Genomic DNA, 22397 nt, shown 5'->3' on the forward strand with positions numbered 1-22397 from the left:
GTGCTAGTTTAATGTCAAATTTTCGTATGCGTGGGCAAAACGTCATTCAGAACATAGAGTTGGCGCCACGTTTTAAAGCGGTTTGCACGGTGCTAAACCCCTTATTTTTCAGCATTTTTTATTAGAGGCACGGGATTACATGGAAATCGGTCTGCGCGAGTGGCTGATCGTCATCGGCATTATTGTCATTGCCGGTATTCTTTTTGATGGCTGGCGCCGGATGCGCGGCGGCAAGGGCAAGTTGAAATTCCGCCTGGACCGCAACCTGTCCAATTTGCCGGACGACGACGGCAGCGCCGAGCTGCTGGGGCCACCGCGTGTCCTGGATAACCATAAAGAGCCGCAACTGGACGAGCACGACCTGCCGTCGATGAGCGCACCGGTGCGTGAAGCCCGCGAGCCCAAGCGCGGCAAGCGTGCTGCGGCCAGCGAACCCGCTCAGGGCGACCTGAACCTGGACTTGGACGAAGGCCCGAGCTTCAGCAGCCGTGACGATGACTTCCCGGATGAAGCACCGACCAAGAGCGCCTATAAAGAATCCGTCAAGGACCAACCGGCTGCCGAAGAGGTGCTGGTGATCAGCGTGATCTGCCGTGACGCCGCCGGCTTCAAGGGCCCGGCCTTGCTGCAGAATATTCTGGAAAGCGGCCTGCGTTTTGGCGAGATGGATATTTTCCACCGCCACGAAAGCATGGCCGGCAACGGTGAAGTCCTGTTCTCCATGGCCAACGCGGTCAAGCCGGGCATCTTCGATCTGGACGACATCGACCATTTCAGCACCCCGGCGGTGAGCTTCTTCCTCGGTCTGCCAGGCCCGCGTCACCCGAAACAAGCGTTCGACGTGATGGTGGCTGCCGCCCGCAAGCTGTCCCAGGAACTCAACGGCGAACTCAAGGACGATCAACGCAGCGTCCTGACCGCCCAGACCATCGAGCATTACCGTCAGCGCATCGTCGAGTTCGAGCGTCGCGCCCTGACACAGAAGCGCTGAGGTTCAAGCTTAAGCGTTGCCTGTAGAATCCATGCACTAACATATTGAGCAGCTTCGGCTGCTCTTTTGCTTTATGAGAGAACACCCATGACCGCCGCCCACACCCGCATCCTCGAACTGCGCGCTGAACTGGATCAGCACAACTACCGTTACCACGTCCTCGACGAACCGAGCATCCCGGACGCCGAGTACGACCGGTTGTTCCACGAGCTCAAGGCCCTGGAAGCCGAGCACCCGGACCTGGTCACCCGTGATTCACCGACGCAGCGGGTCGGCAGTGCGGCATTGTCTGCATTCACTCAGGTGCGTCACGAAATCCCGATGCTCAGCCTGGGCAACGCCTTCGATGAAAGCACCATGCTGGAATTCGATCGCCGGGTGACCGAAGGCCTGGACCTGCCGGCAGGCGACCTGTTTGGCGGTGGCGCGGCAGTGGAATACAGCTGCGAGCCGAAGCTCGATGGCCTGGCGGTCAGCCTGCTGTATCAGGACGGTGAACTGGTGCGTGGCGCCACGCGCGGCGATGGCACCACCGGTGAAGACATCAGCGTCAACGTGCGCACCGTGCGCAATATTCCCCTCAAGCTGCAGGGCAGCGGCTGGCCGGCGACCCTGGAAGTGCGCGGCGAAGTGTTCATGTCCAAGGCCGGTTTCGAACGGCTGAACGCCACGCAACTGGAAGTCGGCGGCAAAACCTTCGCCAACCCGCGCAATGCGGCGGCGGGCAGCCTGCGCCAGCTGGATTCGAAGATCACCGCCAGCCGTCCGCTGGAATTCTGCTGCTACGGCGTGACCACGGATATCAGCGACACCCACATCGGCAATCTGCAACAGCTGAAGCAGTGGGGCATGCCCATCAGCCATGAGCTGAAGCTGGCCAAGGGGATTCAGGATTGCCTCGACTACTACCGCGATATCGGTGAGCGCCGGAATGCCTTGCCGTATGAAATCGACGGTGTGGTGTTCAAGGTCAACAGCATTGCCTACCAACGGGAACTGGGCTTCCGTGCCCGCGAACCGCGCTGGGCAATCGCTCACAAATTCCCGGCCATGGAAGAGCTGACCGAACTGCTGGACGTTGAATTCCAGGTCGGCCGCACCGGCGCGGTAACGCCGGTGGCGCGCTTGAAACCGGTCAAGGTCGCCGGTGTGACCGTGTCCAACGCAACCCTGCACAACATGGACGAAGTGGCGCGCCTGGGCTTGATGATCGGCGACACCGTGATCATCCGCCGTGCCGGTGATGTGATCCCCCAGGTGGTGTCGGTGGTCACCGAGCGTCGCCCGGAAAACGCCCGCGCGGTGCAGATCCCCGAGAGCTGCCCGGTGTGCGGTTCCCACGTGGAGCGCACGCAACTGGTCAAGCGCAGCAAGGGCAAGGAAACCGTCAGCGAAGGCGCGGTGTATCGCTGCGTCGGGCGCCTGGCCTGCGGTGCGCAACTCAAGCAGGCGATCATCCATTTCGTGTCGCGCCGCGCCATGGACATTGATGGCCTGGGCGACAAGACCATCGAGCAACTGGTGGACGAGAAACTGATCGGCTCGCCGGCAGACCTGTACAAGCTCAAGTACGAGCAGATCATCGACCTGGAAGGCTTTGCCGACGTTTCCAGCAAGAAGCTGATCACCGCCATTGAAAACAGCAAGACGCCGACCCTCGCACGGTTTATCTACGCCCTCGGCATTCCCGATGTAGGCGAGGAGACCGCCAAGGTGCTGGCGCGCTCGCTGGCGTCCCTGGAGCGGGTGCAGCAGGCCTTGCCGGAAGTGCTGACGTACTTGCCGGACGTCGGCCTGGAAGTGGCCCACGAGATTCACAGCTTCTTTGAAGACAGCCATAACCAGGAAGTGATCGGTGCCTTGATCTCCAGGGAGGAGTGCGGCCTGGAATTGCAGGAGCAGGGCGAGCTCAGCGCTGAATTCGCCGCCAGCACCACGCTGGGTGGCTTGCTCGACAAGCTGCACGTGCCGTCCGTAGGCCCGGGTGCGGCGCAGAAGCTGGCAGACAAGTTTGGCTCCCTGGAAGGCGTGATCAAGGCCGATTGGCTCGACATGCGCCAGGCGTTGCCGGAGAAGCAGGCCAAGGCCGTACGGGATTTCTTCGACATCGAAGAAAACGCTAATCGTGCGCTGGCCATCGAGCAGCAGCTCAAGGACTTCGGCATGCACTGGCAGAGCGAGAAGAAGGTCGTCGAAGGCTTGCCCGAGGCCGGTCACACCTGGGTGCTCACCGGCTCCCTGGAGCTGATGAGCCGTGATGTCGCCAAGGAAAAACTCGAAAGCCTCGGCGCCAAGGTGGCGGGCTCGGTGTCGGCGAAAACCCATTGCGTGGTGGCCGGGCCGGGCGCCGGCTCGAAGCTGGCCAAGGCCAGTGAGTTGGGTTTGAAAGTGCTGGATGAAGAGGCGTTCGTGGCGTTCCTCGCCCAGCACGGCATAACCGTTGCCTGACGCTCATCCTGTAGGAGCCGGCTTGCCGGCGATGGCGTTTTCAAGATCGCCATCGCCGGCAAGCCGGCTCCTACATTCGTGGGAACGATCATCGGCAGGAAATGATCTAGTCTTGGGCAGCCCAGGGAGAGATCGCCATGTACCGCTTCTTCGAACAACTCAGTTCGCGCATTGCCGCACCGTTCATGGCCGAGACCTCGCGCAACAGCAAGGTCTGGCAGTGCCGCTGTGGGCAGTCGCTGTTCTTTCGCAACAGCCAATGCCTGGCCTGTTCGGCGCTGCTGGGTTACCAGCCGGCGCAGAGCCGCCTGTCCTCCCTGCAGCCCGGCCCGAACGCCGACACCTGGCTGCTGGACGCCGACCCTGAAGCTGGCGTATTTCGTCGCTGTGCCAACCTCGACAGCCCGGCTGCCTGCAACTGGCTGGTGCCTTCCGACAGCGGCCAGGCCTTGTGCGTGGCCTGCAGCCTGAACCGCACCATCCCCGACCTGTTGATCCCTGAAAACCCCGAGCGCTGGCGCAAGGTCGAAACCGCCAAGCGCCGTCTGGTCGCGCAACTGATCAGCCTGGGGTTGCAGGTCATCCCCAAGACCGTCGATGAAGACACCGGCCTGGCCTTCGATTTTGTCGGCATCGACCTGGAAGGCAACGCGCCCACCACCGGCCACGCCAATGGCCTGATCACCCTCGACATCAAGGAAGCCGACGACGCCCACCGCGAAAAAATCCGTGTGCAGATGCGCGAGCCTTACCGCACCTTGCTCGGGCATTTTCGCCATGAGGTCGGCCACTACTACTGGGACCGCCTGATCGCCAACAGCCACTGGCTGGAGCCATTCCGCACGTTGTTCGGTGACGAGCGCGCCAGCTACGCCGACGCCCTTGAGCAGCACTATCAGAACGGCCCGCGCCCGGACTGGCAGCAAACCTGCGTCAGCGCCTACGCCACCATGCACCCCTGGGAAGACTGGGCGGAAACCTGGGCGCATTACCTGCACATGATGGACGCCGTCGACACCGCGCTGGGCTTCGGCATGAGCGCGCGCGAAATGGACCTGGATTACCAGCCGTTTCCCGTCAGCACGCTGTATGACCCTGAACATCCCGGCGGCGCGGCGTTCCTGTCATTCGTCAATGCCTGGATCGAACTGGCCGGCATGCTCAACGAACTGTCCCGCAGCATGGGCCAGCCGGATTTCTATCCGTTCGTCCTGCCGCCGGCGGTGATTGCCAAGCTGCACTTCATTCACCTGGTGATCCAGCAAGAGGGCGGCAGGGCGGATGAGGTGCTTCAGGCCCAATAGGCAAGTGCTTGAAGCCCTTCATATTTTTAATCCCGCGCGAACGGTTGTAACTTCCGATGAGATCGGTACAATGGCCCCGCTTGCCGAGAGGCGAGCGTCGTTATGGTGACCCCATCGGTCCCCCCGCAACGATTACCCGTGAACCTGGTCAGAGCCGGAAGGCAGCAGCCACAGCGGGAACATTGTGTGCCGGGGTGTGGCTGGTGGGGTTGCCTCCATAACGCCACCCTCCTTGATTCAGAAAAATACGCTTATGAGACCCTTCGCTGACAATCGTCAAGTGCGAAGCGATTTCTGCTGTTCGTCCGTTGACAAAGCGCTCACCCGCCGCATAGCAATCGTTATCGAAAAAAGACTGTGAGTGCCCTTTCACAACTTCAAGAATCCACTCTGGACAACCCAATTTCGCCTTGTTAGTTTGCGCCAGCGACATATTTCTAAATATGTCGGCGGCCCATGGATGATATTAAAGTGATGGCGCTTTATGGCTCATTCACCCCAACTAACAAGGATGTCGGTAATGAAAAGCCTGCAAGGGTTGCCTACTCTCATCAGCGCTTCCGTCGGGGCGCCGGGCAAAGCCCGCAACTTGCCCGCCGACGTTCAGTGCGTCCAGTACTTGTTCAACTTGATCATTCCCAAGTTGGGTTTTCCCCTGGCCGAAAACGGCAAGTGCGACGGCCAACTGGTGCAGTGCATCAGCCAGTATCAGTTCCGCTACCTCAAGTACGCTCACCCGGATGGTGTTATCGACCCCACCGGGCGCACCTTCAATAGCCTGATCGAAGAGGCGGTGAAGGTGCCGGTCAAGCCGCACCCGACCCTGCGCATTCCGACCTTCCTGAATGTGTTCGGCAACACCAGCTCCGACATGGTCCAGGCGACCGTCAATAATTACCTGGACCGCATGCGGGCAATGATCGAGGCCGAGCGGCGCAACCGGCAGATGATGCTCCAGGCCACGTGCGACGGCGGGACGACGCTGACGGACACGGATTTCCAGAACGCCGCCACGCAGTTGGGTAACGGCATATCCGTCAATATCATCAAGGCCTTCGCCACGGTGGAGTCGGGCGGGCGCTCCGGCTTTGGGCCGGCAAAGTTGCCGGTGATTGCCTTTGAAGGGCACCACTTTCGCAAGTACACCCACCATAAATACGATCAGACCCACCCGCTGTTGTCGTACCCCTACGTGAAGAAGGCCGGGCCCCAGTGGAAGGCCAATAACAAGGACCAGACCAAGGCCTGGGAAACCATGGCCACCGCCTTTGCATTGGATCAGGAAGCGGCCTTGAAGTCGGCCTCCTGGGGCATGTTTCAGATAATGGGCTCCAACTTCACGGCATGCGGTTATAAAACGGTGTTTGAATTGGTGGTGGCGATGAAGATTAATGCCGGGCATCAACTGAAGGCCTTCCTCGGTTTTTGCAGCCAGAGCCCGGCACTGGTCAAGGCCATGAAGAACAAGGATTACGCCGCCATGGCGCTGAACTATAACGGCAAGGATTATGGCGACTATGACCAACGCATCAAAAAAGCCTACGAAGCACTTGAAGGGAAAAAATAGAATGCCGTTCAAACATTGCCTGTCCCGGTTGTGGGTTGCCTCTTTCGTGTGTGTGGTGGGTACGCCCGTGTTTGCCGCCACGTTGCACTCGGGCAAGTACGAAGGGCTGATGCTGGCCGTGACGCCTGAGCATCAGGTGGAAGGTTTTTATTCTGAGGAGATGGGCGAGGGCGTGACCCGCACGTGCACGTTCTTCCTGCAGGGCAAGGTCGATGGCGCGAAGGCGTCGGTGTCCACGTGGCTGGATGCGGCGTATCCGGGAACCGTCGCTGCGTCCTCGGACGGTGTGACGCTGACCGTGGAGAAGGGCCGTGAACACCCCGGCTGTGTCAGCGTGTTGATGCCCGAAATTGCCACCGGCCTGGACCTGACCCAGACGGCTGCCAAAAAGTGGATTGGCTTGGTCACTGTCTCGGCCGACAAGGCCTTCCTGCAGAAAACCCCGGACGCCAAGGCCAGTCATGCCTACGTGGTCAAGGACGATGTGGTCGCGGTGCTGGCGTTCAAGGATGGCTGGGCTCAGGTGGAGTACATCAATGGCGAGGGCCGCTCTTCCAAAGGCTGGATCAGCCAGGACCAATACGCCAGGTTGGCCCCTGCGAAAAGCTGAAGCTGTTCTGTGAGCCGCGGTGTGCCAGGCACGCCGCGGCTTTTTTATGCCCGCGAATCAGGCCTTGTTGCGGTTGAACAGTTTGCGGATGACGGCGAACAGCGCCACGACGCCGACTACCAGGAATTTCTTCGCCGCCAGCAGGAAGATGCCGATCTTGGCGAACAGCCCGGCCTTGGCGGCGATCCCGCCGGCAACCAGTGCCGCGAGGCCGTAGGTCGCGAGTTTGTCGGTCTTCGGGTTGAAGTCGGTGTACAGGTTGCCATCGGTGAAGTTGGTAAAGGCCAGGACCTTGGGCAGTTCCTGCTTGATGGTGGCCAGGTCGGACATCCCGGCGACGGCGTTGAGTTCCAGCACGCCTTCACGGCCCAGCACGCGGATGCTGTAGTTGAGGGTGGTCTGCTTGGCGTCGTCGGCCTTCAGTTCACGGGCCCAGTACATCTTGTGGGTGGTGTCGTCATAGTGCGGCGGCTCGGCCCAGCCCAGCAGGTGCAGGCCGGCGTAACCCTGTTTCTGGCGCGCCTTGTTGTCTTCGACGTCTTCTTCCTGCATTTGCTTGAGCAGTTCGGTGTAGTCGATTTTCGCGGCGTCTTCGTCCGAAATGTGCCCGTCGGCCTTGTAGCTGACGATCACGCCCCAGCCGCGCTCAGACAATGGGCTGACGGCTTTCGGCACGATCATGCCCAGGGTCTTGAAGCCCGGTGGGTTGCCCCAGCCATCGGTCAACAGGCGCTCGGTGTCTGCGGGGTCGAGGTAGTAGAACTCATCGTTGAGCTTGAGGGTCGCAATGTCGCCGGGCAGGGTGACCGTGCCGGTCTTCTGCTTGAGAGACGCCAGAAAGTGCTCGGCGGTTTCGGGAGCTTCGGCGGGGGCGGTGGCTTCAACAGGCGCCGGCGTGGGGGAGGCAAAAGCGGGTGCGACAGGCAGGCTCAGAGCGGCCGCCGCCAACACCAGGCGGAAGTAATTCATGGTAGTCCCTTACAATTTGAATTAATTTCGCGGCAGGATAGCTGAAACATGTTGCAACGGGTTAGCCGAATGTTTCCCGCAGCAGCCCGGCAAATGCATCTCGCGCCAGGTGGCGCTGGGTGTCCTTGTGCCAGAACAGCAGGTTGTCCACCGCCGCCAATTCGTCAAAACGATAGGACGTCAATTGGTTGGCCTGCTCGTAGCGCGCCAGGATGCCTTCCGGCGCCAGCGCCACGCCAATCCCTGCGCTGACGCAGCCAATGATCGTGCCCCAACTGGCATAGCTGGCGATGGCCGGCTTGATGTCGTGGGGCTTGAGCCAGTTTTCCAGGGCGGCGCGGTACGGGCAGCCGGGCGGCCAGACCAGCAACGTGCGGCCGGCCAGGTCCCGGGCATCCTCGATCGGCGCGCTGGAAGCGCTGGTGATCAGCACCAGGCGCTCGCTGTAGACCACGCTTTGTTCGAGCTTCGGGCGTTTGCCGCCGGCGGCCACCAGCGCGGCATCGATGCGGTGGTGTTGCAGGTCATCGAGTAGCTGAGCCCAGGCGCCGGTTACCAGTTCCAGCTCCACTTGTGGATAACGTCGATGGTATTCGGCCAACAACGGCGGCAACCGGCCACTGGCGCTGGATTCCACCGCGCCGATGCGCAGTTTGCCGCGGGGAATTGCGTTGCTGTCGACGGCGCGCTTGGACTCTTCCACCAACGCCAGGATGCGTTCGCAGTAGTCGAGAAACACTTCGCCGGCCGCACTGATCGCCAACCCGCGCCCGGCACGAATGAACAGCGGGGTGCCCAACTCGCTTTCCAGCTGCTTGATGCGCGTGGTGATGTTGGACGGCACGCAGTGCAATTGCAGGGCGGCCTGGGCCACGCTGCCGGTTTGCGCCACGGCTTTCACCATTTTCAGTTGGGCCAGTTCCATCGCTCAGTTCCAGTGATTACAGAAGTCAGAAACGGTTAATTGTCCTGCGCCTTGGCGGGGCCAAGACTGACGGCATTCCCACTGCTGGACGCCGTTCATGAATGCCCCGTCACCTGTAAAGCTTACGCTAGTCACTGCCAGCGTCATCCTCTGTTGGGCGTATTCGCCGATTGGTGTGCATATGGCCTTGCTCAGCTACAGCCCGGGCCAGTTAGCCTTGGGGCGGTTCTTGATTGCTTCGGTATTGATGGCCGGTGTGGCATTGGTCATGAGGATCGAGCGGCCACGCCTGCGGGACTTGCCGTGGCTGCTGGTGCTGGGGTTCTTCGGGATTTTCCTGCACCACCTGACCATCAACTTCGGCCAGCAATTTGTCACGGCTGCCGCGTCCAGTGTGCTGGCGCAGTCGGTTCCGCTGTTTACGGTGCTGGTGGCGTTTTTCGGGTTGAAGGAGCGCGTCACCGGTTGGCGCTGGGGGTGCGTGCTGTTGGGGTTGAGCGGGGTGCTGGTGGTGATCTGGGGCGAGCATGGCCTGGGCGAGATCGACCCCCGTGGCTTGATGATCCTGGTGGCGGCGCTGTCGTGGAGCCTCTACTTCACCCTTCAGAAACACTATTCCCGGCGCTACAGCCCGCTGACCACCGTGTGCTACACGGTGTGGTCGGGCACCTTGCTGCTGTGTGTCTATTTGCCGGGGTTGCCGGCGGTGGTGTCGCAGGCATCCACGCAAGCCGATTTAGCGGTGTTGTTGCTCGGCGTGTTCCCCAGCGCCATGGCTTACCTGGCGTGGGCCTATGTGTTGCGGCATGTCGAGGTCAGCCGCGCTTCGGTGGCGTTGTACCTGGTGCCACCCGTGGCGATGGTGATGGCCGCCACGTTGCTGGGCGAGCAGGTTTCGCTGCGCGTGGTGCTGGGTGGCCTGATCGTGCTGGCCAGTGTCGGCGCCATCAGCCTGGAAGGGCGCTGGCGCCGCAAGCCGCTACGGGTTCACGGTGAACACCCGCAGACGGTGACCGTCGGGATCCTGGGCGACAAAGGTGTAGCCGAAGTCCGCCTCGACCGGTGACTGGATGATGCTCAGCCCCAGGTCCGCCCAGCGCGCGTGCAGTTCATCGACCGTTGCCACATCCACCACGCAGAATCCCACCTCGCCACCGCCGACCGTGGCCTGGGCTGCGGGCTCGACGGTGTGGCGCGACCACAGGCCGAGCTTTACGCCGTTGTCGAGGATGAACAGGGCAAAGGTCGGCCCCAGTTCCACGGGCGGCTTGTCCAGCAGGCGGCTATAGAGGTTGGCACTGGTGGCCGGGCTGTCGACGTACAACAAAAAGTAATGGGCAATGCTATTCATGATGACTCCCTGGAATGGCGCAGCAATGGCGCGGCTCAGTCCCTAGTCTAAGGGGCTGTCCTGTCAGTTCATGTCAGGAGTCATCCAGCAAAGAGCAGACAGTCTCGCTGTCTGCTCTTTTTATTGCGTGCACTTGTGTTACGAGCTCTAAGGCTTGGACAAGGCCTGGTCTACCGCTGCGATCAGCTTTCCCAGATCCTTCGGGGTGGCTTTATGAATGACACCGAACAGATAAGCGCGCTGTTCCTCCTCGTCGACCAGGTCTGCGAAAAAGACTTTCAGCTTCACTCCCAGCGCCTCTGCGAACAAGAACAGAGCCTCGACGCTGGGTGTATAGGTGCCGGTTTCGAAGCGGCTGATGGTTTTAGGGTCAAAACCGGTTTTTTCACCTAGTTCAGCCTGAGTAAGCCCTGCGACCTTGCGGTAACGTCTGATGGCCGGACCCAAACTTGAAATGTGCATCGCTCAATTCCCATTTAGAATCAAGAACTTAACGATAAATCTTAAAATTAGACAACCGCACGTACCATCACCTTTTCTTGCAAAATGTGATGTAATTCGTAGAATCGGCATCTAGGACAAGTATTTGGTGGTCTCGTTTCAGAAGGCAGGTTTATGAAACAGGAAATCATTGCTTTCTCCTTACTCTCATAAATGTGCTCCTAAAACGGACGCTTGGCAGGGACCGAAATGTCGCTCGTCAGTGCCACGCATCATTGCGCCTCACGTGCCGGATACCCGAATTAAAGCCTAGTTGATCATCACTGAATGGATGGTGAATTGCTGTGCAAAATCGTGGGTTTGCGTACCTTTGCGGCCAACCAGCCGATCGACGGCGCAGCCCGACTGGAAATACGAATCCACCTGTCCTGCCTACCCGGTGGTCCAGAGAGCGATCGAATGCTGTCCATGGAGCTTTAACGTGCGTCTCAATTTGCCGGTCACTGCTGTTGAACAGACTTTTGGGGAGCAGCAACGGCTAATTTCCGCGACTGACGTCAACAGCCACATTACCTACTGCAACGCCGAGTTTGCCGCCATGAGCGGCTTTACCCAGGCCGAGCTGATCGGCAGCACCCACAACCTGGTGCGCCACCCCGACATGCCGCCCGCCGTGTTCCAGCTGATGTGGAGCTACCTCAAGGCCGGGCAGAGCTGGATGGGCGTGGTGAAGAACCGCTGCAAGAACGGCAACTATTATTGGGTCAGCGCCTATGTGACGCCGATTCTCGAAGACGGGCGCCTGACCGGCTACGAGTCGGTGCGGGTCAAGCCCACCCGCGAACAGGTGCGGCGCGCAGAGGCGCTGTACGCACGTTTGCAGGCCGGTGGTGCGGCGGTCTCGCCCGCCCGGCGCCTGGCATCGGTGGCCCGGGCCATGGCCTTGCCATTGGTGGCCGCCGTGGCCAGCCTCGCCGCCTTCCAATGGGCTCCAGGTGTGTGGGCTCAGGCGTTGACTGCCGGTTTGTTTCTCGGCGTAGGCGTCTGGGGGCATCAACGCTTGGGACTGCAGCTCAAGCGGATTGTGCAGAACACGCCCAATACCTTTTCCGACCCCATCAGCGCCATGACCTACAGCGACGCCCTGGGCCCGACCGCGCAGTTGGAAATGATCCTGATCAGCGAAGAGGCACGACTTAAGACTGCGCTTACGCGCCTCAGCGACCTGGCCAACCAGATGGCCGAAGCGGCCGCCCATTCCAGCGTGCTGTCCAGTACCACCGAATCGGCGCTGCTGGAACAGCGTGCCGAGACCGACATGACTGCCGCCGCCATGACCGAAATGGCCGCGTCCATCGCCGAAGTGGCGGTGCATGTGCAACAAACCGCCAGCGAAGCCCACACCGCCAACACCCTCGCCGAACAGGGCAGCCAGGTGGCCGGTACTTCCCGCGAGGCGATCCAGTTGCTGGCCGGCACCGTCACCCAGATCAACCAGGCCGTAGGCAACCTGGCCGGGCAGACCCAGCAGATCCAGGTGGCTGCGAGCATGATCCAGGCGATCGCCGACCAGACCAACCTGCTGGCGCTCAACGCGGCCATTGAAGCGGCCCGCGCCGGCGAGCAAGGCCGCGGCTTTGCGGTGGTGGCCGATGAGGTGCGTGCACTGGCGGGCAAGACGCGGGAGTCGACCCAGCAGATCCAGGGCATCATCCAGAACCTGCGGGCCGGTGCCGATGAGGCGGTCGAGATCGCAAGCCTGGGCATTCACGAAGCCGAGCAGGGCGTGCAGCACGTGCTTGAGGCGCAGCAGGCGCTGCAAGGCATTCGCCACGCGGTGGAACGTATTACCGACATGAGTCAGCAAATGGCTGCTGCCTCACAGGAACAATCCCACGTCGCCGAGGAAGTGTCACACCAGATCAATAACGTCGCCGCCACGGTGCAAAAGACAGCGGGCAATGCCAACGCTGCAGTCACCCGTGGCCGGGAACTCGAAAGCATCTCTTCCGGGTTGCGCGCCCTGGTCGAGCGGTTCAACCGCTAGCCACAGTGAGCCTGACTCATGGACGAGAAATACCGCAGGGCCGTGGATGCAGCCGCCATTTTCTCCGAGACTGACCTGGCGGGCTGCATCACTTACGTCAATGACCAGTTCTGCGGCATGTCCGGTTACGGGCGTGACGAGTTGCTGGGGCAAAACCACCGGATCCTCAGTTCCGGGCTGCACCCTGCGGCGTTTTTCCAGGGCATGTGGCAGGCCATCAGCGAAGGCCGGGTGTGGCGTGGGGAAATCTGCAACCGGGCCAAGGATGGGACATTGTATTGGGTCGACAGCACCATGGTGCCGCTGCTCGATGAGCAGACCGGCCGCGTGCAGAAGTACGTGTCGATCCGCTTTGATGTCAGCGAAAAGCGTCAACTGCTGCACACCCTGCAATGGCGGGTCGGCCACGACGTGCTGACCGGCTTGCCGAACCGTGCCTACCTGTCCGAGTTGCTTAACCAGTCCCTGGAATTCTCCCGTAACGAAGACATCCCGCTGGCGCTGTGCATGCTCGACCTGGACGGCTTCAAGGCGGTCAACGACGGGTATGGGCATGCCTGCGGCGATTTGCTGTTGGTGGAGGTGGCTACGCGGCTGCGGGAGATTATTCGCGGCGAGGACGTGGTCGCGCGGCTCGCCGGTGATGAGTTTGTGCTGATCCTGCGTTACGTGCGTGATATCGATGAGCTCAACGGTGCCTTGCTGCGCATCCTCAAGGCGATTTCCGAGCCGTACTCGATCCAGGGTGCCGAGCTGAACGTGTTCGCCAGCATCGGCGTCACGCTGTTTCCCCTGGATGACGAAGACGCCGACACCTTGCTGCGTCACGCCGACCAGGCGATGTACGTGGCCAAGCAGAGCGGGCGCAACCGTTACCAGTTGTTTGATGTGTCCCTGGAGCAAGAGGTCAAAGCCAGCCACCAGACGGTGGAGCAGATTCGCCAGGCCCTGGCGGCGGGGCAGTTGTGCCTGCACTACCAGCCCAAGGTCAACTTGCGCTGCGGCACGGTGGTGGGGTTTGAAGCGCTATTGCGCTGGCAGCACCCCGAGCGTGGCCTGGTGACGCCGGGGGATTTCCTGCCGCTGATCGAGCAGACCGACCTGATTGTCGACATCGGCGAATGGGTGATTGACCAGGTGTTGGGGCAGATGCACCAGTGGCAGGTACATGGGCACTGGTGGTCGGTGAGCGTGAATATCGCGGCGCGGCATTTCCAGCGCGAGGATTTTGTCGAGCGGCTGCAAGACTTGCTGGCGCACTATCCGCAGGTGGAGCCGCACCGGCTGGACCTGGAGATAGCCGAGTCGGTGGCCATCGACAATATCCAGCGCGTCACCCAGCACCTGGAAGCCTGCCAGGCCCTGGGTGTGCAGTTTTCCCTGGATGATTTTGGCACCGGCTATTCGTCCCTCAGCTACCTCAAGCGGCTGCCGACCCAGACCATCAAGATCGACAAGTCGTTCGTGCGCGACATCCTGCACGACAAGGACGACCTGGCGCTGACCAAGGCCGTGATCGGCCTCGCCCGGGCGTTTGGCCGCGAAGTGATCGCCGAGGGCCTGGAGACCCTGGAGCACGGGCAGCTATTGATGCGCATGGGTTGCGAAGTGGCCCAGGGCTATTTCATCGCCCGGCCGATGCCGGCGGTGGAGGTGCCGGGTTGGGTTGAAGGGTTTGCGCCGCCGCTGCAGTGGCAAAAGCTCGAGTGATGTTTACTGTGGCGAGGGAGCTTGCTGTGGCGAGGGAGCTTGCTCCCGCTGGGCTGCGTAGCGGCCCCAAGATCTTTGGGAGCGCTGCGCACTCCAGCGGGAGCAAGCTCCCTCGCCACAAGGTCGATCAGGTGATCTTAAGGGGCCGGGGCGCTGTTCCCGGTGTACAGCCGGATGATTTCATCGATCTCGCCGGACATTTTCATCCGCAGCAACGTGCGCAGGATCTGTTGCCCGGGCACCTGCGGGTCGTTGCGCACGTAACAGCCCAGGCTTTGTTCTTCGATCACGGCCACTGTGTGCAGGCGCTGTGTGGGCGGTAATTGCTGGTTAAAGCGGTCGAGGATCCATTCATTGCTCACCGCATAATTGAATCGCCCGGCCGCGAGCTTCTGCAACACCTGCTCCTCACTGCGGCTGTCCTCGCGGCTGAGCTGGCCCCTGGCGAAGCGTGGTTCCAGGGTCGGGTAGCTATAGCCGAGCACCGTGCCGATGTGTTGCGATGCCAGACTGTCCAGGCGCACTGACAGCGGTGGCACCTGCGCGGCGACCAGCACATTGCGTTGCACCATCAGCGGGAGGCTCCAGGTGTAGTCGCCCGACAGGTTGTTCAGCCACGCCGGCGTCACGTAGCAGCGCACATCAACGTCCCCGCGCTCCATGGCGGTGTCGATGCGCGCACGGGGCAGCACCACGAATTTCGCGGGGCGCCCGACCTGGGTGGCCAGGCTCAACATCACGTCATACAAAATGCCCTGGGTCGGCTGGCCCTGGTCGAGTTGCACCATGGGCATGGTCCAGCTGTCGGAAATGGAGAAACGCAGAGGTGCGGGGGCCGCCAGGCTGACCGTGGCAATCATCCACAAGGCGCCCAGGACTGCGCGCATAAACGCTCCGGCTTCAGCCATTTAAAGGCTTGGTTAGACCAGCTTAGTCAGATTAGACGAGCGTGCCGGATGCAATTTCCCCCTTGCTCCGCTAGCATTACCCGCTTCCGCTTCCCAGTTGCGACGGTTTTCGATGAGTTATCAGGTTCTTGCACGTAAATGGCGTCCGCGCTCGTTCCGCGAAATGGTCGGCCAGACCCATGTGCTCAAGGCTCTGATCAATGCCTTGGACAGCCAGCGGCTGCACCACGCCTACCTGTTCACCGGTACCCGCGGTGTGGGCAAGACCACCATTGCCCGTATCATCGCCAAGTGCCTGAACTGTGAAACCGGCATCACCTCGACGCCCTGCGGTACCTGCTCGGTGTGCCGGGAAATCGACGAAGGGCGCTTTGTCGACCTGATCGAGATCGACGCGGCCAGCCGCACCAAGGTCGAAGACACCCGCGAGCTGCTCGACAACGTGCAGTACGCGCCGAGCCGCGGCCGCTTCAAGGTCTACCTGATCGACGAAGTGCACATGCTCTCCAGCCACTCGTTCAACGCGCTGTTGAAAACCCTGGAAGAGCCGCCGCCCTACGTCAAATTCATCCTGGCCACCACCGACCCGCAGAAACTTCCTGCAACGATTTTGTCGCGGTGCCTGCAGTTCTCCCTGAAAAACATGACCCCGGAGCGGGTGGTCGAGCATTTGACCCACGTGCTGGGCGTCGAGAACGTGCCGTTCGAAGACGACGCCTTGTGGCTGTTGGGGCGTGCCGCCGACGGCTCGATGCGCGACGCCATGAGCCTCACCGACCAGGCCATCGCCTTTGGTGAAGGCAAAGTCATGGCGGCCGATGTGCGGGCGATGCTTGGCACCCTGGACCACGGCCAGGTGTTCGACGTGCTGCACGCGCTGATCGAGGGCGACGCCAAGGCGTTGCTCGAAGCCGTGCGCCATCTGTCCGAGCAAGGCCCGGACTGGAATGGCGTGCTCTCGGAAATTCTCAACGTGCTGCACCGCGTCGCCATCGCCCAGGCCTTGCCTGAAGGTGTCGACAACGGCCATGGCGACCGCGACCGCGTGCTGGCCCTGGCCCAGGCGCTGCCGGCCGAAGATGTGCAGTTCTACTACCAGATGGGCCTGATTGGCCGACGTGACTTGCCGTTGGCACCTGACCCGCGCGGCGGCTTCGAAATGGTCCTGCTGCGGATGCTGGCCTTCAGGCCCGCCGACACGGCGGATGCGCCGAGACAGCCGCTAAAGCCAGTGGGGATCAGCCAGGCCACAGTTGATTCCGCCAAACCAGTGGCTGGCCCGGCTGTTGTCGCGCCAGTGGTTTCGCCGCCTGCGCCGGTACCGGCCCCGGTAGTTGCCGAGCCCGTAGCGCCTGTGGTCGTGCCTGAACCGGTGGTTGAGCCGGCGCCTGTGCCAGAAGTCGACTTGCCGTGGAACGACCCGGTAGAAGCCGAAGTCGAGCTGCAGCCTGCCGTCGAGCCGGTACTGGAAACCGCCGCCGAGCAACCCGAACTGACGCCGATGCCGTCGCCAACCCCGGACAGCGTGGTGCCGGACGCTCCCGAGTGGGTGTCGGCCCCGGTGCCGGAGCCGACCGTCGCTCAAGTGGACGCCGCTACCCCTGGCACCGACCTCGACGACGAGCCGCCGCTGGACGAAGACTACATCGAGCCGGACATGGACTCGGCCTACAGCTACCTGGACGACCTGGCCAGCGAGCACACCGCCGAGCCCGCCCCGGAGCCCGAACCTGAACCCGCTGCGATGCCGGCCACCGGCCTGGCGTTGCAATGGCTGGAACTGTTCCCGAAACTGCCGATTTCCGGCATGACCGGCAGCATCGCCGCCAACTGCACGCTGATTGCCGTGGATGGCGACCATTGGTTGCTGCACCTGGACCCGGCCCACAGCGCCCTGTTCAACGCGACCCAGCAGCGTCGGCTCAACGATGCCCTGAACCAGTTCCACGGACGCACGCTGACCATCAGCATCGAGCTGATCAAGCCCGAGCAGGAAACCCCGGCCCAGGCCGCTTCCCGTCGCCGGGTCAACCGCCAGCGCGAGGCTGAAGAGTCGATCCACGGTGATCCGCTCATCCAGCAGATGATGGAGCAGTTTGGCGCGGTGGTGCGTCACGATACTATTGAACCTGTAGAAGCCCCGGTTCCCCAAGCGTCGTAAGCCGGGGCCAATAATTGATCCACGTACTTTTGAGGTGATTCCCATGATGAAAGGTGGCATGGCCGGCCTGATGAAGCAGGCGCAGCAGATGCAGGAAAAGATGGCCAAGATGCAGGAAGAACTGGCCAACGCCGAAGTCACCGGTAAAGCCGGTGGCGATATGGTCAGCGTCGTGATGACCGGTCGTCACGACATCAAGCGCGTGAGCATCGACCCAAGCGTATTGCCGGGTGTTGGCGAAGATGACCTGGAAATGCTTGAGGCGCTGTTCGCCGCGGCCGTCAACGACGCCGTGCGCAAGATCGAAGCCAACAGCCAGGACAAAATGTCCGGTGTGACCGCTGGCATGCAACTGCCACCGGGGATGAAGCTGCCGTTCTGACCGGCAAGCCCGCGACTGAAAATGCCAGGCCCCGTGCCTGGCATTTTTTTTGGGGGTAAGCTGATCGAACGCGTAACGCTTGAATGCTGTCTGCACCCTATACCGTTGAATTCAATCACCGATAGAAGGAGCCTCGCTGATGACCGAAGCATTGACCCTCAACCAGCGCATCGTGCTGGTCTCACGCCCTCACGGCGCACCGGTGCCGGAAAATTTTCGCCTGGAACGCGTCGCGCTGCCGGAACTGGCCGACGGCCAGGTCCTGCTGAAAACCCTTTACCTGTCTCTGGACCCGTACATGCGCGGGCGCATGAGTGATGCACCGTCCTACGCCGCACCCGTAGAAATCGACGAGGTGATGACCGGTGGCGCTGTCAGCCGTATCGAGCAATCCCGCAATCCCAAGTTTGAAGTGGGTGACCTGGTGGTCGGCTCCACCGGCTGGCAGAGCCACAGCATCTCCGATGGCCGCAACCTGATTCCGGTGCCCAAGGGCCTGGCCAGTCCGTCCATGGCCTTGGGTGTGCTGGGGATGCCCGGCATGACCGCCTACATGGGTCTCACGGACATCGGCCAACCCAAGTCCGGGGAAACCCTGGTGGTGGCGGCGGCTTCCGGTGCGGTGGGCTCGGTGGTCGGCCAGGTGGCGAAGATCAAGGGCCTGCGGGTGGTCGGCGTGGCCGGTGGCGCCGACAAGTGCCGTTATGTGGTGGATGAGCTGGGCTTTGATGCGTGCATCGATCACAAGGGCGACAACTTTGCCGAGGAGCTGGCCCAGGCTTGTCCCAAAGGCATCGACATCTACTTTGAAAATGTCGGCGGCAAGGTGTTCGACGCGGTGGTGCCGCTGCTGAATGCCAAGGCGCGCATTCCGTTGTGCGGCCTGATCGCCGGCTACAACGCCCACGAAGCCCCCAGCGGCCCTGACCGACTGCCTGCGCTGCAGCGCACGTTGCTGACCAAGCGTGTGCGGATCCAGGGCTTTATCGTGTTTGATGACTACGGCGATCGCCAGCCGGAGTTCCTCAGTGCCATGGCGCCGTGGGTGCGGGACGGCAAGATCAAGTTCCGCGAGGACGTGGTGGAAGGTCTGGAGCAGGCGCCTGAAGCCTTTATCGGCTTGCTGGAGGGACGTAACTTCGGCAAGTTGGTGGTGCGCGTCGCACAAGATTGAGCATTTGACGCTAATCCGGGGCGCGGGTATAAACCGCGTCTCGTTGTTTTGTCGGACCTTTCCCCATGAGCTTCAGCCCCCTGATTCGTCAACTGATCGACGCCCTGCGTACTTTGCCGGGCGTGGGCCAGAAAACCGCCCAGCGCATGGCGCTGCAACTGCTGGAGCGTGATCGCAGCGGCGGCTCCCGACTGGCCCAGGCCTTGAGCCAGGCCATGGAAGGCGTAGGCCATTGCCGCCAGTGCCGCACCCTGACCGAGGAAGAACTCTGCCCGCAATGCGCCGACCCGCGCCGCGACGACACGCTGCTGTGCGTGGTCGAAGGGCCGATGGACGTATACGCGGTGGAGCAGACCGGTTACCGCGGGCGTTACTTTGTGCTCAAGGGCCATCTGTCGCCACTGGACGGGCTGGGGCCGGAGGCCATTGGTATTCCGCAGTTAGTGACACGGATCGAAGAGCAGGGCACCTTTGTCGAGGTGATCCTCGCCACCAACCCAACGGTGGAAGGCGAAGCGACAGCCCATTACATCGCGCAGTTGCTGACCAACAAAGGCCTGATCACTTCGCGTATCGCCCACGGCGTACCGCTGGGTGGCGAGTTGGAACTGGTGGATGGCGGGACCTTGGCGCATTCATTTGCCGGGCGTAAGCCGATCGCCCTGTAACAAACACCGCAGGACAAAAATGTGGGAGCGGGCTTGCTCGCGAAAGCGGTGTATCAGTCAACAGATGTATCGACTGAACTAGCGCATTCGCGAGCAAGCCCGCTCCCACATTTGTTTTGTGGCGTTCAGGAGTCTTTCTTCTTGCTTGATAACCAAGCAAGCGCTTGGTAAGTTCGCTCCACCTTCCCGTGGAGCTTGCCGATGTCTGCCTATCAGGAATACTTCGACCCCAGCCACCAATTGGTCCGTGACAGCGTGCGACGTTTCGTCGAGCGCGAGATGTTGCCGGGTATCGAGCAGTGGGAAGAAGCCGAGAGCTTCCCCCGGGAGCTGTACCTCAAGGCTGGCGCGGCGGGGATCCTCGGCATCGGTTACCCCGAAGCCCTGGGCGGCAGCCACGAAGGTGACCTGTTCGCCAAGGTCGCGGCCAGCGAAGAGCTGATGCGCTGTGGCTCCGGCGGCGTGGTAGCGGGCTTGGGTTCACTGGATATCGGCTTGCCACCCATCGTCAAATGGGCCCGGCCTGAAGTACGTGATCGTGTCGCACCGCAGGTCTTGTGCGGCGAGAAGATCTGCGCCCTGGCCGTCACCGAGCCCGGCGGCGGCTCCGATGTCGCCAACCTGCAAACCCGCGCTGTGCGCGACGGCGACCATTACCGGGTCAGCGGCAGCAAAACCTTTATCACCAGCGGCCAGCGCGCCGACTTCTACACCGTGGCAGTGCGCACCGGTGGGCCGGGGTTTGCCGGTATCAGCCTGTTGTTGATCGAAAAGGACACCCCCGGATTCACCACCGGTACACCGCTGAAGAAAATGGGCTGGTGGGCGTCGGACACTGCCGAATTGTTCTTCGATGATTGCCGCGTACCCGTAGGCAATCTGATCGGTGCCGAGAACATGGGCTTCGCCTGCATCATGGGTAACTTCCAGAGCGAGCGGCTGGCCCTGGCCTTGATGGCCAACATGACGGCGCAGATGGCCCTGGAGGAAAGCCTGGAGTGGGCGGCCCGGCGCGAAGCGTTTGGTAAGCCTATCGGCAAGTTCCAGGTGCTCAAGCATCGCCTGGCGGAAATGGCCACGGCGGTGGAAGTTTCCCGGGAGTTCACCTACCGCCAGGCCGCCAAGATGGCCGCAGGCAAAAGTGTGATCAAGGAGATTTCCATGGCCAAGAACCTCGCCACCGATACCGCCGACCGCGTGACCTTCGACGCGGTGCAGATCCTCGGCGGCCAGGGTTACATGCGCGGCAACCTGGTGGAGCGGCTGTATCGCGACAACCGCATCCTGTCCATCGGTGGCGGGACTCGGGAAGTGATGAACGAAATCATCAGCAAGCAGATGGGCTTGTAACCCGGATCAACGGTCCGTCAGCGCAAACTGCGTCAGGCAGAACGTAGGAATGCCCATGTCTTCCAGACGCTGGGACCCACCGAGCTCCGGCAGGTCAATGATCGCTGCCGCTTCGAAAATCCGTGCGCCCATGCGCCGTGCCAGGTTGGCCGCTGCGATCAGCGTGCCGCCTGTGGCAATCAGGTCATCGAACATCAGCACCGAATCACCTTCGCACAGGCTGTCGGCGTGCACTTCCAGGAAGGCTTCGCCGTACTCGGTCTGATAACCCTCGGCCAGCACGTCAGCCGGCAGTTTGCCTTGCTTGCGGAACAGGATCAGCGGTTTGTTCAACTGGTAGGCAATGATCGAACCGATCAAAAAGCCCCGGGCGTCCATCGCGCCAATGTGCGTGAACTCGGCCTCGACGTAGCGATGAACGAAGGTGTCGGCCACCAGGCGCAAGGCCTTGGGCGACTGGAACAGCGGCGTGATGTCGCGAAAGATCACCCCAGGCTTGGGGAAGTCGATGACTGGGCGAATCAGGGATTTGATGTCGAACGAATCGAAGACCATCGTCGAGGAGTCCTGGGGCGGAAAACGGACTCGAAGTATACCTGCGACCCAGCCGATTGGCGCGGCCACAGGTGTCTGGGTCAGCCGTCGAGCGAACCGCCAGCCAAAGCGCAGAGCTGGATCGGGTCAAGGATGTGCACTTCCTTGCCCTCGGCTGCAATCAACTCGTTCTGCTGGAAGCGGGTGAATACGCGGGACACGGTTTCCACCGCGAGGCCCAGGTAATTGCCGATTTCGTTGCGCGACATGCTCAGGCGAAACTGGTTGGCCGAGAAACCCCGGGCACGGAAGCGCGCGGAGAGGTTGACCAGGAACGTGGCGATCCGCTCGTCGGCGGTTTTCTTCGACAACAGCAGCATCATCTGCTGGTCGTCGCGGATTTCCCGGCTCATCACGCGCATCAACTGACGGCGCAATTGTGGCAACTGCAGGGCCAGTTCATCCAGGCGCTCGAACGGGATTTCACACACCGAGGTGGTTTCCAGGGCCTGGGCCGACACCGGGTGAATCTCGGTGTCCATGCCCGACAGCCCGACCAGCTCGCTGGGCAGGTGGAAACCGGTGATCTGCTCTTCGCCGCCATCGCTCAGGCTGAAGGTTTTCAACGCACCCGAACGTACTGCATAAACGGAATCAAACTTGTCGCCCTGGCGAAACAGGAACTCGCCTTTCTTCAGTGGGCGACCGCGTTTAACGATCTCGTCCAGCGCTTCCATGTCTTCCAAATTCAACGAAAGTGGCAGGCAGAGGGGGGCCAGGCTGCAATCCTTGCAATGAGCCTGGCTATGAGCGCGCAGTTTAACTGGCTCGGACATTTCTTAAATCCTTGTGGGAAA

Annotated in this window: 20 protein-coding genes, 1 other RNA gene and 1 pseudogene; 15 read left to right on the forward strand and 7 right to left on the reverse strand. The window is 61.6% G+C overall.

Going from position 1 to position 22397, the window contains the following annotated elements; genetic code table 11:
• Nucleotides 1-139: 139 nt before the first annotated feature.
• The 6 genes from zipA (at nt 140) to HKK54_RS18445 (ending at nt 6920) form a co-directional block, all read left to right on the forward strand.
• On the forward strand, nt 140-991 hold the full coding sequence (zipA, locus tag HKK54_RS18420) for a cell division protein ZipA (protein ID WP_169387409.1): 852 nt from the start codon (nt 140-142) through the stop codon (nt 989-991).
• Nucleotides 992-1078: 87 nt separating this feature from the next.
• Nucleotides 1079-3439, forward strand: a complete 2361-nt coding sequence (ligA, locus tag HKK54_RS18425) for an NAD-dependent DNA ligase LigA (protein WP_169387410.1) — start codon at nt 1079-1081, stop codon at nt 3437-3439.
• Between the two features lie 137 nt (nt 3440-3576).
• A complete protein-coding gene (locus tag HKK54_RS18430; protein WP_169387411.1) occupies nt 3577-4743 on the forward strand; it encodes a zinc-binding metallopeptidase family protein in 1167 nt (388 codons plus the stop codon).
• 112 nt (nt 4744-4855) lie between these two features.
• Nucleotides 4856-4952, forward strand: an RNA gene (gene ffs, locus HKK54_RS18435) — signal recognition particle sRNA small type.
• A 311-nt stretch (nt 4953-5263) separates the two neighbouring features.
• Nucleotides 5264-6310 (forward strand): N-acetylmuramidase family protein, encoded by a 1047-nt coding sequence (locus HKK54_RS18440; protein ID WP_010165496.1) that lies wholly within the window; start codon nt 5264-5266, stop codon nt 6308-6310.
• A 1-nt stretch (nt 6311) separates the two neighbouring features.
• Nucleotides 6312-6920, forward strand: coding sequence for a hypothetical protein (locus HKK54_RS18445; RefSeq protein WP_169387412.1), 609 nt, complete (start codon nt 6312-6314; stop codon nt 6918-6920).
• A gap of 57 nt (nt 6921-6977) precedes the next feature.
• On the opposite strand, the gene HKK54_RS18450 is transcribed toward HKK54_RS18445, so the two are convergent.
• Together HKK54_RS18450 and HKK54_RS18455 are read right to left on the reverse strand one after the other, a co-directional pair.
• On the reverse strand, nt 6978-7889 hold the full coding sequence (locus HKK54_RS18450; protein ID WP_169387413.1) for a DUF2167 domain-containing protein: 912 nt from the start codon (nt 7887-7889) through the stop codon (nt 6978-6980).
• A gap of 61 nt (nt 7890-7950) precedes the next feature.
• Complete coding sequence (locus HKK54_RS18455) at nt 7951-8814, reverse strand: LysR family transcriptional regulator (RefSeq protein WP_003219067.1); 864 nt, start codon at nt 8812-8814, stop codon at nt 7951-7953.
• Nucleotides 8815-8911: 97 nt separating this feature from the next.
• Here HKK54_RS18455 and HKK54_RS18460 point away from each other — a divergent pair, with 97 nt between their 5' ends.
• Complete coding sequence (locus tag HKK54_RS18460; protein ID WP_169387414.1) at nt 8912-9880, forward strand: DMT family transporter; 969 nt, start codon at nt 8912-8914, stop codon at nt 9878-9880.
• On the opposite strand, the gene HKK54_RS18465 is transcribed toward HKK54_RS18460, so the two are convergent.
• Both HKK54_RS18465 and HKK54_RS18470 read right to left on the reverse strand, forming a co-directional pair.
• A complete protein-coding gene (locus HKK54_RS18465; protein ID WP_081480144.1) occupies nt 9794-10165 on the reverse strand; it encodes a VOC family protein in 372 nt (123 codons plus the stop codon). The two genes, HKK54_RS18460 and HKK54_RS18465, sit on opposite strands and share 87 nt — an antisense overlap.
• A 147-nt stretch (nt 10166-10312) precedes the next feature.
• Nucleotides 10313-10627, reverse strand: a complete 315-nt coding sequence (locus HKK54_RS18470) for a helix-turn-helix domain-containing protein (RefSeq protein ID WP_003219061.1) — start codon at nt 10625-10627, stop codon at nt 10313-10315.
• A gap of 310 nt (nt 10628-10937) precedes the next feature.
• Between HKK54_RS18470 and HKK54_RS34015 the strand changes: the two are divergent.
• The 3 genes and pseudogenes from HKK54_RS34015 to HKK54_RS18480 all read left to right on the forward strand — a co-directional run.
• A pseudogene (locus tag HKK54_RS34015) lies at nt 10938-11414 on the forward strand (PAS domain-containing protein); the annotation flags it as partial.
• 129 nt (nt 11415-11543) lie between these two features.
• Nucleotides 11544-12653 (forward strand): methyl-accepting chemotaxis protein, encoded by a 1110-nt coding sequence (locus HKK54_RS18475; RefSeq protein WP_442962337.1) that lies wholly within the window; start codon nt 11544-11546, stop codon nt 12651-12653.
• 18 nt (nt 12654-12671) lie between these two features.
• Nucleotides 12672-14363 (forward strand): putative bifunctional diguanylate cyclase/phosphodiesterase, encoded by a 1692-nt coding sequence (locus HKK54_RS18480; RefSeq protein ID WP_010176392.1) that lies wholly within the window; start codon nt 12672-12674, stop codon nt 14361-14363.
• Nucleotides 14364-14500: 137 nt separating this feature from the next.
• Here the strand turns inward: HKK54_RS18480 and HKK54_RS18485 are convergent, their stop codons facing one another.
• Nucleotides 14501-15250: a substrate-binding periplasmic protein gene (locus HKK54_RS18485; protein WP_169387416.1), complete on the reverse strand. Its 750-nt coding sequence runs from the start codon at nt 15248-15250 to the stop codon at nt 14501-14503.
• Nucleotides 15251-15383: 133 nt separating this feature from the next.
• Here HKK54_RS18485 and dnaX point away from each other — a divergent pair, with 133 nt between their 5' ends.
• From dnaX to HKK54_RS18510, 5 genes are all read left to right on the forward strand, one after another.
• Nucleotides 15384-17432 (forward strand): DNA polymerase III subunit gamma/tau, encoded by a 2049-nt coding sequence (gene dnaX, locus HKK54_RS18490; RefSeq protein WP_169387417.1) that lies wholly within the window; start codon nt 15384-15386, stop codon nt 17430-17432.
• A gap of 43 nt (nt 17433-17475) precedes the next feature.
• Entirely contained in the window at nt 17476-17814 is a 339-nt protein-coding gene (locus tag HKK54_RS18495; protein ID WP_003193199.1) for a YbaB/EbfC family nucleoid-associated protein, read from the forward strand.
• 139 nt (nt 17815-17953) lie between these two features.
• Nucleotides 17954-18988 carry an NADP-dependent oxidoreductase gene (locus tag HKK54_RS18500; RefSeq protein ID WP_169387418.1) on the forward strand — a complete coding sequence of 345 codons (1035 nt, stop codon included), beginning with the start codon at nt 17954-17956 and terminating at the stop codon, nt 18986-18988.
• Between the two features lie 65 nt (nt 18989-19053).
• Nucleotides 19054-19656 carry a recombination mediator RecR gene (gene recR / locus HKK54_RS18505; RefSeq protein ID WP_003219049.1) on the forward strand — a complete coding sequence of 201 codons (603 nt, stop codon included), beginning with the start codon at nt 19054-19056 and terminating at the stop codon, nt 19654-19656.
• 201 nt (nt 19657-19857) lie between these two features.
• Nucleotides 19858-21006 (forward strand): acyl-CoA dehydrogenase family protein, encoded by a 1149-nt coding sequence (locus HKK54_RS18510; protein ID WP_169387419.1) that lies wholly within the window; start codon nt 19858-19860, stop codon nt 21004-21006.
• A 6-nt stretch (nt 21007-21012) separates the two neighbouring features.
• Here the strand turns inward: HKK54_RS18510 and HKK54_RS18515 are convergent, their stop codons facing one another.
• Nucleotides 21013-21561 carry an adenine phosphoribosyltransferase gene (locus HKK54_RS18515; RefSeq protein WP_010176387.1) on the reverse strand — a complete coding sequence of 183 codons (549 nt, stop codon included), beginning with the start codon at nt 21559-21561 and terminating at the stop codon, nt 21013-21015.
• 80 nt (nt 21562-21641) lie between these two features.
• Nucleotides 21642-22376, reverse strand: coding sequence for a fumarate/nitrate reduction transcriptional regulator Fnr (gene fnr / locus HKK54_RS18520; RefSeq protein WP_003219044.1), 735 nt, complete (start codon nt 22374-22376; stop codon nt 21642-21644).
• Between the last annotated feature and the right edge of the window lie 21 nt (nt 22377-22397).

Source organism: Pseudomonas sp. ADAK13, assembly GCF_012935715.1.
Lineage (GTDB): Bacteria > Pseudomonadota > Gammaproteobacteria > Pseudomonadales > Pseudomonadaceae > Aquipseudomonas.

What these genes read in the sequence shown, in the direction of transcription:
- HKK54_RS18440 (WP_010165496.1), top strand. Translation starts at nt 5,264, where the DNA reads ATGAAAAGCCTGCAAGGGTTGCCTACTCTCATCAGCGCTTCCGTCGGG.
- HKK54_RS18465 (WP_081480144.1), bottom strand. Translation starts at nt 10,165, where the DNA reads ATGAATAGCATTGCCCATTACTTTTTGTTGTACGTCGACAGCCCGGCC.
- HKK54_RS18470 (WP_003219061.1), bottom strand. Translation starts at nt 10,627, where the DNA reads ATGCACATTTCAAGTTTGGGTCCGGCCATCAGACGTTACCGCAAGGTC.
- fnr (WP_003219044.1), bottom strand. Translation starts at nt 22,376, where the DNA reads ATGTCCGAGCCAGTTAAACTGCGCGCTCATAGCCAGGCTCATTGCAAG.
- HKK54_RS18445 (WP_169387412.1), top strand. Translation starts at nt 6,312, where the DNA reads ATGCCGTTCAAACATTGCCTGTCCCGGTTGTGGGTTGCCTCTTTCGTG.
- HKK54_RS18485 (WP_169387416.1), bottom strand. Translation starts at nt 15,250, where the DNA reads ATGCGCGCAGTCCTGGGCGCCTTGTGGATGATTGCCACGGTCAGCCTG.
- recR (WP_003219049.1), top strand. Translation starts at nt 19,054, where the DNA reads ATGAGCTTCAGCCCCCTGATTCGTCAACTGATCGACGCCCTGCGTACT.
- HKK54_RS18450 (WP_169387413.1), bottom strand. Translation starts at nt 7,889, where the DNA reads ATGAATTACTTCCGCCTGGTGTTGGCGGCGGCCGCTCTGAGCCTGCCT.
- HKK54_RS18495 (WP_003193199.1), top strand. Translation starts at nt 17,476, where the DNA reads ATGATGAAAGGTGGCATGGCCGGCCTGATGAAGCAGGCGCAGCAGATG.
- HKK54_RS18430 (WP_169387411.1), top strand. Translation starts at nt 3,577, where the DNA reads ATGTACCGCTTCTTCGAACAACTCAGTTCGCGCATTGCCGCACCGTTC.
- HKK54_RS18455 (WP_003219067.1), bottom strand. Translation starts at nt 8,814, where the DNA reads ATGGAACTGGCCCAACTGAAAATGGTGAAAGCCGTGGCGCAAACCGGC.
- dnaX (WP_169387417.1), top strand. Translation starts at nt 15,384, where the DNA reads ATGAGTTATCAGGTTCTTGCACGTAAATGGCGTCCGCGCTCGTTCCGC.
- HKK54_RS18475 (WP_442962337.1), top strand. Translation starts at nt 11,544, where the DNA reads ATGGCCTTGCCATTGGTGGCCGCCGTGGCCAGCCTCGCCGCCTTCCAA.
- HKK54_RS18500 (WP_169387418.1), top strand. Translation starts at nt 17,954, where the DNA reads ATGACCGAAGCATTGACCCTCAACCAGCGCATCGTGCTGGTCTCACGC.
- ligA (WP_169387410.1), top strand. Translation starts at nt 1,079, where the DNA reads ATGACCGCCGCCCACACCCGCATCCTCGAACTGCGCGCTGAACTGGAT.
- zipA (WP_169387409.1), top strand. Translation starts at nt 140, where the DNA reads ATGGAAATCGGTCTGCGCGAGTGGCTGATCGTCATCGGCATTATTGTC.
- HKK54_RS18480 (WP_010176392.1), top strand. Translation starts at nt 12,672, where the DNA reads ATGGACGAGAAATACCGCAGGGCCGTGGATGCAGCCGCCATTTTCTCC.
- HKK54_RS18460 (WP_169387414.1), top strand. Translation starts at nt 8,912, where the DNA reads ATGAATGCCCCGTCACCTGTAAAGCTTACGCTAGTCACTGCCAGCGTC.
- HKK54_RS18515 (WP_010176387.1), bottom strand. Translation starts at nt 21,561, where the DNA reads ATGGTCTTCGATTCGTTCGACATCAAATCCCTGATTCGCCCAGTCATC.
- HKK54_RS18510 (WP_169387419.1), top strand. Translation starts at nt 19,858, where the DNA reads ATGTCTGCCTATCAGGAATACTTCGACCCCAGCCACCAATTGGTCCGT.